Here is a 14,268-nt window from a genome sequence, read left to right as displayed (position 1 = left end):
ATCAGGCGCGCTTGGCGCGACGTTCAGCAATAAATGCTACCAGGAAGACAGCACCAATCAGGTCAAAGAAGCCCATGGCAATAAAGAGCGGGTTAAAGCCGATTTTGTCGGCGGTTACACCGATTAACAGTGAGAACAGGAAGCTGGCGATCCACGCCGCCGAGCCGCGCATACCGTTGACGGTCGCCATCTGGCCTTTGTCGAACGACTCAACGACCAGGGCGCTGAGCATGCAGGAGATAATCTGGTGCCCGAAGCCGCCGATGGAAATCAGCACGATGGTGATATACGGGTCGCGGGTAATGGCCACGATGCCCAGAGAGATCATCAGGAACGCGCCGGTCACAGAGCTGGCGACGACCGAGTTAACGCGGGAGCAGCCGAACAGGCGGGTATACAGACGCGTCAGGTAGCCGCTCGCCACGCTGCCGAGATCCGCGGCGAGGAACGGTAACCAGGCAAACATCGCAATCTGCTTCAGATCCATACCGTGCTCTTTGGCGAGGTACAGCGGTACCCAGAAACTCAGTACTGCCCAGGCAGGTTCCGCCATAAAGGCCGGAATGGCGATGCCGTAGAAACGTTTGTTCTTCGAGACGGTTTTCAGCGCGGTCAGGAAGGGCAGTTTCACCGCAGGCGGTTCGTTATCCTGCTTGATAAACGCCAGTTCTTCTTTGCTCAGGTTCGGGTGCTGCTCCGGGTTATGGTAGAACGCCCACCAGAGGATCACCCACAGCAGCGCCAGCACGCCGGTAAACATAAACGCGCCCTGCCAGCCGAACGAGGCGTGCGCAAAGTAGATGATAGGTGGAGCCAGCATCGCGCCGATGGAGAAGCCCACACCCGCCCAGCCGGCGGCCACAGGACGCTCTGATTTCGGGAACCATTCGCCGATGGTTTTGGCGTTCGCCGGCGTAGCGGCGGCTTCTGAGGCACCCATAAAGAAGCGCAGAATAGCCAGGTGCAGCCAGCTTCCGGCACCTGCATGGAAAATACACATCAGCGCCCAGATCCCGGCGCAAATCATAAAGCCAATCTTCAGGCCGATCACGTCGATCAACCAGCCGCACAGAGGCTGGAAAATGGTGTAGGCGATCTGGAATGCTCCCACGATCCAGGAGTATTGCTCGGTGGTGATCCCGAGGCTCTCTTTCAGTTCCGGGGCGAGGATCCCTAATGAGTTTCGGGTGATGTAGTTAACAGTGACGCCAAGTAAGAACAGCACCAGCACGTACCAGCGCAGGTTCTTGATGACGCGACGGGTTTTGCTTGCCGCAACAGTGTTATTGATGTCCTGACTCATTTTACTCTCCACAAGACGGACGGTAAGGGGACGGAGGTTCAGGTGTCACACAGTTTTTTATGGCTTTGATTTCTATCCGGTTATACTGCTTCAATTGGTATACAACTAGTATGGAAGTTGTGTGACAAGTTCACCTTAAGGGAGAAAATGAGTAGGCAATAGTGGATTTTGTGCAAAATTTCTCATAACTGACCTGAACCCTCTGGCATGATGGCTTTTATGTCAGTTACTGCCTGATAGATACGCTATGAAAATTTTTTCATTTCGCAAATGGAGCCAGATCACAAAATGGACAAAAGGCTAAAAATCACCGAAATCGCCGCCCGAACGCAGCTCTCAATCAGCACTGTATCGCGCGTGCTGGCGGGAAAAGCGAATACCAGCGAAAAAGCGCGTGCAAAGGTGCTGGCGTGCGCGCGCGAGCTGGGGGTGATGGACGGCATGGCGGCAGGGCGTCTGCTGCTTAACAGCCTGGTGGTTTTTGCCCCCCAGAGGGCGTTTGACGAGCGGTCCGACATCTTTTACTACCGTGTGATCCAGAGTGTAGGTAAAGGGCTGGCTTCCCACGAAGTGCGGTTACGCTACTGTGCGCTGGAAGAGAACGACAGCGACGCGCAACTTTTTCTGGCACGGATGAACGAACCGGATACCCAGGCAGCCATTTTGCTCGGTATCGACGATCCGCATATCCACGATCTGGCGGTGGATGTGGGTAAACCCTGTATGCTGATTAACTGCCGTGACCGCCATATGCGCCTGCCTGCTGTCGCGCCGGATCATCGCGCCATTGGCGAGCGGGCGGCGGAATATCTGTTCGAGATGGGACACCGTGAGGTGATGAACGTGCTGTGTCTGCGACGCTACACCATGGAGCAGCGTCTGTCGGGGATCCGCGATGCGTGGCTGTCCCATAACCTGAAGTTCAGCGATAAACATGATCTGCTGGTGGTACCCAGCTTCAGCGCACGCGAAACGGAACAGCTGGTCAGCACCTGGCTCGACGACATGCAGGGGAAGGATTTACCCACCGCGTTTTTGGTGGGCGGCGACTTTATGGCGGCGGGTACCATCAGCGCGCTGCAAAACCACGGTCTTCGCGTGCCGCAGGACGTGTCGGTGATGAGTATCGACGGGTTTAATCTGGCGGCGATTCAGGATGTTCCTCTGACGGCCGTGCATGTTCCGCGTGATGAACTGGGAACGGAAGCGGTTCATATGCTTCAGCAGCGGCTGATGCGACCAGACGCGCCGGTAGGAACATTGCTGCTTAACGGCACGCTGACCGTGCGGGAATCGGTACGGCGGATACGTCAGGGGAAACGACGCACCGCCGTTGAGCGGGAAGGGCTATACGACAGTTAAACCATGCCCAGCGCACGCTTGCCGTGGATGTTGAGATCGTTCACGGTAAAGCGGTCCTGCCAGCTTTTTTCATAATCTTCACGCGGGAAATCACCCGGTGATGCGCCGGTTTCCAGGGCTTCCTTGACCTTCTTCGCATAGGCGAGGTTTTTCTCGCACATCGGTGCGGCAGGAATGTACATCACGTTGCCCCAGCCCTGCTGGTTTTCCACCGGTGCGACGGAGTGGATAACATCGCAGTGCCACCATACGGAATCGCCCGCTTCGAGTGCCGGGATGCTGGTCAGCGCCTCGATCAGCAGCGGGTGCCACTTCTCGGAAACCGGCAGCACGCGCCCCGGAGCCACGCCGCACAGCTCATCTTCCGGCACGTCATCCAGCAGCGGACGCAGCAGAATGTAAGCCATCGCTTCCGGGATCGGCACCACGTGCAGTAACCCCTGACCCGGAATCATGTCCGACAGCGCCGTCCAGCCCTGGAAGGTACGGAACACCGAACATTTGGTGGTGTTATCGACTGTGTACTCTTCCACTTCGGTACGGTGCGCGGCGTTCCACGGATCGTATTTATCGACGTTGCCGTCGAAGACTCGGGCAAACACCTGCTGATAGGCCGGTAACAGCCAGCGCTCCAGCGCGCCGGAGTCAGTATGCGCGCCCAGTCCTTTCGAGGTGGTTCCCGGTGGACGACGACGAATACGATCCGGATAAATTACGCTCACGTCCGGGTCGAACCAGGTTTTACCGTTACTCTCGAATGTCCATAAACGGTTCAGGAACGACTGCACCTGTGCCATCTCTTCACTCTGACGAGCCTGCATTTGTGCCTGCGACCAGTAGATCGGGTAAATTTCCGGGCGAGAGGCCGTTAAGGTGCCGAAGAAGTTATCGCCCGGGCCTTTATATACCTCGTCAAACTTGTTGAGATCGAGGTAGTCGAGCATCGACTGATCCCACGCCAGCGCCTGCTCGCGCGGGAAGTGGTTCTTGATGACTGCACAGCCACGACGTTTAACGGCTTCGCGCTGTTCAGCACTGATCGTGCCGTTTTTTACATCGGCAAACGGGATCACCGGCCAGACGGTTTCGTCTTTGTTTTTCAGCGCGTTGATTTCCGCCACGCGGGTGGCAATTTTATCACTGAGCTTGTTGAACACCGCCTGCACGTCACCGATCTGCGCGCGTAACTCACGTTTTAACTGACGGATTGCCGCTTTGTGATCTGCTGGCAAAGTTTCACTGGTAAAGGTCATAACTGCCTCGCATCTTTCATTCGAAAGTAAAAATATCTACAAGTGATACTTTAAGTTAAAAATAAGTTAATGCAAGTTTAAAAACTTGATGTGTGCCACAGGATGGAAAAGAAGGGAAAAGCCGGAGCAAAGCCCCGGCGAGGAGAGGATTACGCGTCGAAAGGGGAATGCTCGTCGAGCACCGCCTGAATGACATTCAGCGCGCCCTGATGATTGTTATCGTCGGTGCTGTAGCGGCTGATCTCTTTGATGCTTTCCGCCGCGTTGCCCATCGCAAAGGAATATTTCACCAGTTTCAGCATTTCGGCATCGTTGCCGCTATCGCCAATAGCCACACACTCCTGCGGGGAGATCTTCCAGCGCTTCAGCAGACGGCTAATGCCGTTGGCTTTGTGCAGGCCAGGGATAATCAAATCAACGAAGCCAAAGCCGCTGGTGACGGGCTTCATAATGCCATCCAGCGACACATGCAGTTTGTCGATAAGATTCGGGATATCGCTGTCCGGCAGGTTCAGGGAGAACTTAAACAGCACGTCGTCGATTTCGTGGTAATCACTGATGCGTTTTAAACGGTGATAGTGTTTTGACATCAGTGCCACGAAGGCCTCCGGAGCCTGGTCGCTGACGTATGCACTTTCAAGGCCGCAGGCTACAAAATTCAGCCCTTTGTCTTTCAGCAGTTCGCCAATAACGATTTGCGATTCGTGACGCGTCAGCTCGCCGTGGAAAATCTGCTCGCCGTGGTCGAACACCAGTGCGCCGTTTTCGGCCACAAAGGAGATCTGATCTTTCAGCTCCGGAAAGAAGGAGATGAGCTGGTAATACTGGTTGCCGCTGGCGACAACGAATTCAATATCTCGGGCTTTAAGCTGTTCAAACTGCGCCTGGAAGCGGTCACGATCGTACTGCTTGGCATCATTAAGGAAAGTTCCGTCCATATCGGTGACGATAACTTTTACGGTCATACATTGCGCTCCTGGATCACTGCGTTTGAAACATTCTAATAACAAGGTGACGGAGAGCACAAATTTAATTTCGAATGAAAGTAAAAAGCCGGGTGGTGGCTACGCCTTACCCGGCCTACGGGGAGACAATGTAGGCCCGGTAAGCGCAGCGCCACCGGGCGTTTTTTTAAAGCGTATGTTCAGTACGCGCAATAATATCGTCCTGCGCATCCGGCGACAGGGCGGTAAAGAACGCCGAGTAGCCTGCCACGCGTACGACCAGATCACGATACTGGTCAGGATGTTTCTTCGCTTCCAGCAGCGTTTCACGCGAGACGATGTTGTACTGAATATGCCAGCCTTTATGCACCTCAAAGAAGGTGCGCAGCAGCACCATCAGCTTCTGGCGATCGCTGTCGTTTTCCAGCGTCGATGGGTTCAACTTCTGGTTTAACAGCACGCCACCGAGAATCGCTTCCGTCGGCAGTTTACCCACAGAGCCGATCACCGCCGTCGGGCCAAGGTGGTCCGTACCGGAGGCCGGGCTTGCCCCTTCCGCCAGCGGGGTGTGCGCCTTACGTCCGTCCGGGGTCGCCATCGTTGCCGCCCCAAACGGCACGTTTGCGGAGATGGATGATGTACCCGCGTAGTAATTACCGCCAATCGGGCCGCGACCATAGCGCGGGTTGTGGTACTGCTTCAGCTCTTCAATGTAGGTCTGATAGGCACGCGTCAGCAGCATGTCCACGCTGTCGTCGTCGTTGCCGTACTTCGGCGCACCGTTGATGAGACGCTGTCGCAGCTGCTCGTGGGTCAGCCCGTCGAAATCATCTGCCAGGGCGGCGGCAAGCTGCTGCTGACCAATCGTACCCTGCTCGAAGACCAGTTTCTTCACCGCCGCCAGGCTGTTGCCGAGGTTGGCGATCCCCACCTGCAGACCAGAAACCCAGTCGTATTTCGCGCCGCCTTGCTTGATGCTTTTCGCGCGCTCGATGCAGTCGTCCACCAGAGCCGAGCAGAGAATGTCGTGAACATTTTCTTCCAGCATCGTATCCACCACATACTCAATCTCAATAGATTTACGGGTGTAGTAGCGAATCTGGCTATCCCAGGCCGCCATCACTTCGTCGAAGTTATCGAAATTGCCGGCAGAGAGCGCTTTCTCCTGCGGCAGGAAGACCTTGCCGCTGGTGGCATCGCGACCGCCTTCCAGCGCGGCGAGCATCACGCGGGCAAAGTTAATGAAACTCATGCCGGTGCAGCGATAACCCCACTTGCCGCCCACCGCGGTTTCGATACAGCCGATTGCCGCATAGTCATACGCATCGTCTTTTTCCACGCCGAGCTTGATGAATTCCGGGATCACGATTTCATCGTTATTAAACGCGGGCATACCGAAGCCGCAGCGGATCACCTGTACACAGGCGTCAAGGAAGTCGTTGCTCATACCCGCGTGGTAACGCACGCTCAGGTTTGGCTGGGTGGAGCGCAGACGACCGCAGGATTCCAGAATGGCGTAGGAGAGCGGGTTCACCGCATCCATTGGCTCGCCGTTCACCAGTTTCTGACCGCCGATAGTGACGTTCTGGTACAGCGGGCTGCCGGCAGAGGCTTTAGAGTGCGAGCCGGAGCGGATCTTGTTCACTTCCAGCAGTTTCAGCCAGCAGCTGTGTAGCAGTTCGATGGCGTGTTCGCGGTCAAGACTCTGGTCCAGCTCCACGTCGCGACGGTAGTACGGATAGAGATACTGATCCATACGCGCGAAGGAGACGGAGTGGCCGTTGGACTCGATCTGCAGGATCAGCTGAATGAAGTAGCACAGCTGCAGCGCCTGCCAGAAGGTTTTTGGCGGCTCGTGAGCAATCACGTCACAGTTTTCTGCCATCGTCAGTAGCTCGTCGCGGCGGCTTTCGCGGGTCTCGGTAGAGGCCATCTCGCGCGCCAGATCGGCGAAGCGTTTGATGTGCAGGCTTACCGCTTCCAGCACGATATCAATCGCCTTCAGGAACTGATCGCCGTGCAGGTCTTCCAGCACCGTCAGGTTGATGCGCGAGCGGCGTTCGGCCACTTTGGCGCGCAGGCCGTCGAGACCTTTCTCCAGCACCAGCGGGAAGTTAACGGCCAGGTGTGCATCACCTGACGTCATGTTGCCTTCTGCCTTGATAATGCCGGTTTCCAGCAAACCTTTCTGCTCGTCGGTGAACATGCCGTAGCAGCGATCCTGTACTGTCTGCCCGCGCCACCATGGGCAGATTTCATGCAGCACGCGTTTGTTCTCTTCGCTTACCGCAAAGCCCGCGCCCGGGCGGTCTGCCAGATCGTCGATCTCTTTCTCAATCCATGAGACGGTGTATTCCGGGAAAATCGGCGCGGCGCGCACTTCGCTTGCCTGGTTACCGATGATCAGCTCATCGTGTTTGATCCAGATAGTACGTTCCGCCAGGTGATGTGCCAGCGCCAGGGCGCGACGCACCGGGATCGGTTTGTCCATATGCTGCTGGTACATTTCGGTGTAATGCTGTGCGCGCTCGGTACAGACCGGCGGCTTCACAATATGTACCAGGGCCATTTTATGCGCTTTAATGCGCTCGCTGAGGGTGTTGAGATTCAGGGTCGTCATAGGTTTATCCTCGTAAGGTCGCGGTTAACCCTTTCTGGCAAGCGTACTGCTGCGCGAAGTCCAGCAGGGCAGGGTTATCCAGCGGTTTGTCAGGGGCAGAGTAAGGTTGGCCGAGCAGGGTGTATTTGTTCATGCCCAGCGTGTGGTATGGCAGAAAATGAATATCGTCGACGCCGAGTTCGTCGGCGGCAAAGTTGGTAATGGCGGTAATAGATGCTTCATCGGCGTTGAAGCCCTGAATCAGCGGCACGCGAATGGTGATTTTTTTTCCGGCAGCGGCCAGGCGTTTCAGGTTGTTCAGGATCCGTTTGGCTGACCCGTCCGTCCATTGTTTGAATACCTCGCTATCCACATGCTTCAGGTCGGCGAGGAACAGATCGACGTACGGTAATGACGGCTCGATATAGTGCCACGGCACGTGCAGGCAGGTTTCGACGGCGGTGTGAATACCCTGTTCGTGGCTGGCCTTAAACAGGGCATGCGCCAGTTGCGGGTTCATAAATGGCTCGCCACCGGAGAGGGTGATCCCGCCGCCGCTGCGATCATAAAACGGTTTATCGCGCAGCACGGTTGCCATAATGTCTGCGACCTGCTTTTCTTCACCACACACGGTTAGAGCCTGTGTAGGGCAACAGTCGGTGAGGGCATTAAGCGTCTCTTCACTCAGCTTCTCGCGGTGGATGACCAGGCCATTCAGCGCACGTTCGATACAGCCCGGGGCCGCCTGTTGACACAGATCGCAGCCGTCCAGGCAAAGGCGCGCATCAAACAGCACATCCCGGGTGCGGGCGCGGCTTTCCGGGTTCTGACACCAGCGACAGCCCAGCGAGCAGCCTTTCAGGAACACCACGGTACGAATACCGGGGCCATCGTGGGTGGAGTAACGCTGAATATTGAAGATCATGTTTCTGCCTCTCATCTTGCATATGAAGATTAAATTACTTTCGAATGAAAGTTATATTGATGCAGGTCAACTACTGAGCAGGTTTTGCTGTGATAGGGTAAGTGCAGGCTAATTTTGAGGGTGACATCATGGAACTTTATCTCGACACATCTGACGTTGCGGCAGTTAAAAAGCTGGCGCGTATCTTCCCGCTGGCGGGCGTGACCACTAATCCAAGCATTGTGGCGGCAGGTAAAACCCCGCTGGACGAGCTGCTGCCAGCGCTGCACGACGCGCTGGGCGGCAAAGGCCGTCTGTTCGCTCAGGTGATGGCGACTACCGCGGAAGGTATGGTGGAAGATGCGCGTAAGCTGCGCGCCATCATTAACGACCTGGTGGTGAAAGTGCCGGTGACCGCAGAAGGGCTGGCGGCAATCAAAATGCTGAAAGCGGAAGGGATCCCGACGCTAGGTACGGCGGTCTACGGCGCTGCGCAGGGGATGCTGTCCGCACTGGCGGGGGCTGAATATGTGGCCCCTTACGTTAACCGCGTGGATGCGCAGGGCGGGGACGGGATCCAGACGGTTGTGGAATTACAGCAGTTACTGACGCTGCACGCACCGCAGTCAAAAGTGCTGGCCGCGAGCTTTAAAACGCCGCGTCAGGCGCTGGACTGCCTGCTGGCAGGCTGCGAGTCCATCACGCTGCCGCTGGATGTGGCGCAGCAGTTTATTACGTCTCCGGCCGTAGATGCGGCGATTGTGAAGTTTGAGCAGGACTGGCAGGGGGCGTTTGGGCGGACGTCTATCTGACGGGTACGGCCTGATGCCCTCACCCCAACCCTCTCCCACAGGGAGAGGGAGCAAACACTAAAACGGCAACCTGAAGGTTGCCGTTTGCTTTAACCTCCGCAAACCTCACACCCCGGGTTACGCATCAGCTTCATCTCGCGGAACTGGCAGGTCATCGCGTCATACATCACGATTTTCCCTGCTGCAGGCGTGCCGTAGTGCGTCAGCACTTTGATCGCTTCCATCGCCTGCAGTGAGCCGATCACGCCGACTAATGGCGCCATCACGCCCGCTTCGACGCAGGTCAGCGCGTTCTCGCCAAACAGACGGCTCAGGCAACGGTAGCAGGGGTCTCCCTCAGCGTAAGTGAAGACGCTGATTTGTCCCTCCATGCGGATCGCCGCGCCGGAGACCAGCGGGGTTTTGTGAGCAAAACAGCCCGCGTTGAGCTGGTTGCGGATGGCCACGTTATCGGTGCAGTCGAGTACCAAATCGTGCTGCGCAATCTGGTCGCGCAACGCGTCGTCATCCAGCATCGCGTTAATCAGGGCGAACTGAACGTTGGGGTTGATGCGCACCAGCGCCGTGCGGGCAGAGTCCACTTTCGGCTGGCCAATTGTCGCATCGCTGTGCAGCGTCTGGCGCTGCAGGTTTGACACCGACACGGTATCGAAATCCAGCAGCGTCATCCTGCCCACGCCCGCTGCGGCAAGGTATTGTGCGGCAGCGCAGCCCAGACCGCCAAGACCAACGACCAGCACGCTGGCCGCCTTGAGCGCTTCCTGGCCCTCGAAATCAAAACCACGCAGCACAATCTGGCGGTTGTAGCGCATCATCTCCTGGTCGGTCAGCTCCACCGTCATCTTAACCTCCGAACAGGTGGTTAAAGCGCTCAACCTCAACCCATTCCCCGGCTTCCACGTTGCCACGTTCACGCTCCAGCACGATAAAGCAGTTGCCCTGGCTGAAGGAACTGAAGATGTGCGAACCCTGGTGTCCGGTGGTGCTCACTTCCAGTTCGCCGTCCGCGTTGCGCGCCAGAATACCGCGCTGGAAATCGAGACGACCCGGTGATTTTTTCAGGCGCGTGGCGGCACGCACGCGCTGGCGTACCGGTAGCGGGCTGGCGTGGTTGCCCGAAAGTTTTGCCAGCAGCGGGATCACCAGCTGGTAGAAGGTAAGTGCCGCCGAGACCGGGTTGCCCGGCAGGCCGCAGAACCAGCTGTGTGGGAGCTTGCCAAACGCGAACGGCTTGCCTGGCTTGATAGCCAGCTTCCAGAAGGCGATTTCGCCCAGCTCTTCAAGAAGGGTTTTGGTGTAATCCGCTTCGCCCACGGAGACGCCGCCGGAGCTGATGACCACGTCGGCGGATTTATCTGCCTCAATAAACGCCGCGCGCAGTTTTTCCGGGTCGTCTGGAATAATGCCGAGGTTAATCACTTCGCAGCCCAGCTGCTCCAGCATCAGGTGTACCGCCAGACGGTTGGTGTCGTAAATCTGGCCGTCCTGCAGCGGCTGGCCCGGAAGCTGCAGCTCGTCGCCAGTGGAGAAGACGGCAACGCGCACTTTACGGATAACGTCGATTTCCGCAATGCCGAGTGATGCCAGCACGGGCAGCTCGCCCACGGTCAATTTCTGCCCCGCAGCAAAGACTGTCGCGCCGAGTGTGATGTCTTCCCCTGTGCGGCGGATGTTCTGACCCACTTTAACGCCAGCGGTAAAGCGCACGCCGTCGTCCGTCAGTTCAGTTTCTTCCTGCATCACTACCGCCTCACAGCCTGCCGGAACGGGTGCTCCGGTCATGATGCGTACGCAGGTGCCCGCAGGCCATTCACCGTTAAACGGCTGACCCGCAAAGGCTTTACCTGCCACTGGCAGAGCCTGACCCGTCTGAATATCCGCCAGGCGCACCGCGTAACCGTCCATCGCGGAGTTATCGAACCCCGGCACGTTAAGCGGAGAGACGATATCGCGCGCGGCAATACGGCCAAAACAGCACACGAGGGGCAGCGTCTCAACGTCATGCAGCGGGGAAAGTCGGTCAAGCATCTGCGTGAGTGCCGTCTCAAGCGGCATCAGTCCGGCGGTAAAATCCATGGTGGGCTCCTGCACAGTAACAACGAAAGCGCTCATTATGGCAGAAAAGTGCGGCTAACTGTATGACCCGATGGGTGTACGCTTTACATCACAGTTGCGTCTTTCTATATTCAAAAATCATCTGAAGTTTCATCGACGATAATGATATTTATAGAAAAAGCCGCGAATCAGGCTAACGGGTGATGTGAATGGGTAATGCGGTAATCGCAATTCATGGCGGCGCCGGGGCAATCACCCGTGCACAGCTTAGTCCCGAACAGGAAAAGCGCTATATAGACGCGCTGTATGCCATTGTGGAAACAGGCCAGAAAATGCTGGAAGCGGGCGAAAGCGCGCTGGATGTGGTCACTGAGGCAGTTCGTTTGCTGGAAGAGTGCCCGTTATTTAACGCGGGGATCGGTTCAGTCTTTACCCGGGATGAAACGCACGAACTGGATGCCTGCGTGATGGATGGTATTACCCTGAAAGCAGGGGCCGTGGCAGGTGTCAGCCATCTACGGAACCCGGTGCTGGCTGCGCGCCTGGTCATGGAAGAGAGTCCGCATGTGCTGCTGACGGGCGCAGGCGCGGAAAAATTTGCCCGTGAACACGGAATGGAATCTGTTTCTCCTGACCTGTTTTCAACGCCGGAGCGTTACCAGCAGCTTCTGGAAGCCCGTTCGGCGGGCATGACGCAGCTTGACCATACTGCACCGCTCGATGAAACCACCAAAATGGGCACGGTCGGCGCGGTGGCACTCGATAAAGCCGGGAACCTCGCGGCAGCCACCTCCACGGGTGGAATGACCAACAAACTGCCGGGACGTGTCGGCGACAGTCCATTGCCCGGTGCCGGCTGCTATGCCAATAACGCGACGGCGGCCGTATCGTGTACCGGAACCGGAGAAGTGTTTATTCGCGCGCTCGCGGCCTATGACATCACTGCGCTGATGGATTACGGTGGTTTAAGTCTGGCTGAGGCCTGTGAGCGGGTAGTCATGGAAAAACTGCCTGCGCTCGGCGGCGTCGGCGGGCTCATTGCGGTGGATCGTGAGGGCAATGTGGCATTGCCGTTCAACAGCGAAGGCATGTACCGCGCATGGGGATATGCCGGTGATGAACCCAGTACCGGGATCTATCGTGAATAAGGGGGCAACACGTGCCGCACAGTGAAGAGCTGGACAACCGCGAAGTGCTGGCTGTCCATCAACTGAATATTGCGTTTCAGGAAGAGCGGCAGTTCATCCCCGCAGTACAGAATTTATCGTTCTCGCTCAGACGCGGCGAAACGCTGGCCATTGTCGGTGAATCCGGTTCCGGAAAATCGGTCACCGCGCTGGCATTGATGCGTCTGCTGGAACAGACAGGTGGGCAAATCAGCAGCGAGAAAATACTCCTGCGCCGTCGCAACCGCCAGGTGATTGATTTAAACACGCTGAGCGGCACCCAGATGCAGGGCGTGCGCGGGGCGGATATTGCGATGATCTTCCAGGAGCCGATGACCTCCCTGAACCCGGTCTTCCCGGTCGGGGAACAGATTGCCGAATCCATCCGGTTACATCAGGGCTTGAGCGGCGATGAAGCACTCAAAGAAGCCAGACGGATGCTTGAGCTGGTGCGCATTCCGGAGGCGAAAGCCATTCTGGCACGTTATCCGCATCAACTTTCAGGCGGCATGCGCCAGCGGGTGATGATTGCGATGGCGCTCTCCTGTCGCCCGGCAGTGCTGATCGCCGATGAACCGACCACGGCGCTGGACGTGACGATCCAGGCGCAGATCCTGCAGCTCATCAAGGTGCTGCAACAGGAGATGGAAATGGGGGTGATTTTCATCACCCATGATATGGGCGTGGTCGCCGATATTGCCGATCGCGTTCTGGTGATGCACAAGGGCAATGCGGTGGAAACCGGTACGGTTGAGCAAATCTTCCACGCGCCCGTTCACCCTTACACCAAAGCGCTGCTGGCGGCGGTCCCGCGTCTTGGGGCTATGAACGGCAGTGATTTACCGCGCCGCTTCCCGTTGATTTCCCCTGAAGCAACAGGGCCGGAGGTGGAGGAACGCGAGCAGGACACGGTGGTGCCAGGCAAGCCTATTCTGGAGGTGCGCGATCTGGTCACCCGTTTTCCACTGCGCAGCGGCATTCTTAATCGCGTGAAGCGCGAAGTGCATGCAGTGGAAAACGTCAGTTTTGATTTATGGCCAGGCGAAACGCTGGCACTGGTGGGAGAGTCCGGCTGTGGGAAATCCACTACCGGGCGCGCGTTGCTCCGGCTGGTGGAATCTCAGGAAGGTAGCATTACCTTTAACGGCGAACGCATTGATACGTTGCCAGACAGTAAGCTGCAGACGATAAGGCGGGATATCCAGTTTATATTCCAGGATCCGTACGCCTCCCTCGATCCACGCCATACGGTGGGGTACTCGATTATGGAGCCGCTGCGGGTACATAACCTGCTCGATGGCGACGCGGCACAGCGTCGCGTGGCCTGGCTGCTGGAACGCGTCGGCCTGAAGCCGGAACATGCCTGGCGTTATCCGCACGAGTTTTCCGGCGGTCAGCGGCAGCGTATTTGTATTGCCCGTGCGCTGGCGTTAAACCCGAAAGTGGTGATTGCCGATGAGTCCGTCTCGGCGCTGGATGTCTCTATCCGCGCGCAGATCATCAATTTATTGCTCGATTTACAGCGGGATATGGGCATCGCCTTCCTGTTTATCTCACACGATATGGCGGTGGTAGAACGTATCAGCCATCGCGTGGCGGTGATGTTGATGGGGCAAATCGTGGAGATTGGTCCGCGAAGAGCGGTGTTTGAGAACCCACAGCATCCGTACACGCGCAAGCTTATCGCTGCTGTACCGGTTGCCGATCCGGCGCATCGTCACGGCCAGCGCGTGCTGCTGCAGGATGAAATGCCGGGCAATATTCGTAAACGCGGCGAGGTCGTAGAGCGAGTCACGCTGCGTGAAGTCGGTCCGGGTCATTTTGTGGCCCCCCCGCGTCAGGACAACGCCTTTTCGCGGCTATAACTTAC

At 57.2% G+C, this 14,268-nt stretch carries 10 protein-coding genes and 1 pseudogene; 4 read left to right on the top strand and 7 right to left on the bottom strand.

The window, feature by feature from the left end; translation table 11 throughout:
* Nucleotide 1 precedes the first annotated feature (1 nt).
* Nucleotides 2–1,303, bottom strand: coding sequence for an MFS transporter (locus WB237_RS10020; RefSeq protein ID WP_336212720.1), 1,302 nt, complete (start codon nt 1,301–1,303; stop codon nt 2–4).
* A 288-nt stretch (nt 1,304–1,591) separates the two neighbouring features.
* On the opposite strand from WB237_RS10020, the gene WB237_RS10015 reads away from it, so the two are divergent.
* Nucleotides 1,592–2,665: a LacI family DNA-binding transcriptional regulator gene (locus WB237_RS10015; RefSeq protein ID WP_336212717.1), complete on the top strand. Its 1,074-nt coding sequence runs from the start codon at nt 1,592–1,594 to the stop codon at nt 2,663–2,665.
* Here the strand turns inward: WB237_RS10015 and WB237_RS10010 are convergent.
* The 4 genes from WB237_RS10010 to WB237_RS09995 all read right to left on the bottom strand — a co-directional run bounded on the left by WB237_RS10010 (nt 2,662) and on the right by WB237_RS09995 (nt 8,386).
* Nucleotides 2,662–3,918: a DUF1479 domain-containing protein gene (locus tag WB237_RS10010; protein WP_336212715.1), complete on the bottom strand. Its 1,257-nt coding sequence runs from the start codon at nt 3,916–3,918 to the stop codon at nt 2,662–2,664. The genes WB237_RS10015 and WB237_RS10010 overlap by 4 nt on opposite strands.
* 149 nt (nt 3,919–4,067) lie before the next feature.
* Nucleotides 4,068–4,883 (bottom strand): Cof-type HAD-IIB family hydrolase, encoded by an 816-nt coding sequence (locus WB237_RS10005; protein WP_114978462.1) that lies wholly within the window; start codon nt 4,881–4,883, stop codon nt 4,068–4,070.
* 166 nt (nt 4,884–5,049) lie between these two features.
* Entirely contained in the window at nt 5,050–7,482 is a 2,433-nt protein-coding gene (locus tag WB237_RS10000) for a formate C-acetyltransferase/glycerol dehydratase family glycyl radical enzyme (protein ID WP_336212711.1), read from the bottom strand.
* Nucleotides 7,483–7,486: 4 nt separating this feature from the next.
* Entirely contained in the window at nt 7,487–8,386 is a 900-nt protein-coding gene (locus tag WB237_RS09995) for a glycyl-radical enzyme activating protein (RefSeq protein ID WP_336212709.1), read from the bottom strand.
* A 128-nt stretch (nt 8,387–8,514) separates the two neighbouring features.
* On the opposite strand from WB237_RS09995, the gene fsa reads away from it, so the two are divergent.
* Nucleotides 8,515–9,177, top strand: a complete 663-nt coding sequence (gene fsa, locus WB237_RS09990; protein ID WP_023326972.1) for a fructose-6-phosphate aldolase — start codon at nt 8,515–8,517, stop codon at nt 9,175–9,177.
* 89 nt (nt 9,178–9,266) lie between these two features.
* On the opposite strand, the gene moeB is transcribed toward fsa, so the two are convergent.
* Nucleotides 9,267–10,019: a molybdopterin-synthase adenylyltransferase MoeB gene (moeB, locus tag WB237_RS09985; RefSeq protein ID WP_336212706.1), complete on the bottom strand. Its 753-nt coding sequence runs from the start codon at nt 10,017–10,019 to the stop codon at nt 9,267–9,269.
* 1 nt (nt 10,020) lies between these two features.
* Nucleotides 10,021–11,253: a molybdopterin molybdotransferase MoeA gene (gene moeA, locus WB237_RS09980; protein ID WP_336212704.1), complete on the bottom strand. Its 1,233-nt coding sequence runs from the start codon at nt 11,251–11,253 to the stop codon at nt 10,021–10,023.
* A gap of 188 nt (nt 11,254–11,441) precedes the next feature.
* Between moeA and iaaA the strand changes: the two are divergent.
* Both iaaA and gsiA read left to right on the top strand, forming a co-directional pair.
* Nucleotides 11,442–12,405: pseudogene (iaaA, locus tag WB237_RS09975) on the top strand (beta-aspartyl-peptidase).
* Nucleotides 12,392–14,263, top strand: coding sequence for a glutathione ABC transporter ATP-binding protein GsiA (gene gsiA / locus WB237_RS09970; RefSeq protein ID WP_336212701.1), 1,872 nt, complete (start codon nt 12,392–12,394; stop codon nt 14,261–14,263). Before iaaA ends, gsiA begins: the two are co-directional and overlap by 14 nt.
* The last annotated feature ends 5 nt before the right edge of the window (nt 14,264–14,268 follow it).

The organism is Enterobacter sp. P82 (assembly GCF_037053385.1).
Classification (GTDB): Bacteria; Pseudomonadota; Gammaproteobacteria; order Enterobacterales; family Enterobacteriaceae; genus Enterobacter.
This window is presented reverse-complemented; position numbering and strand designations above follow the sequence as displayed.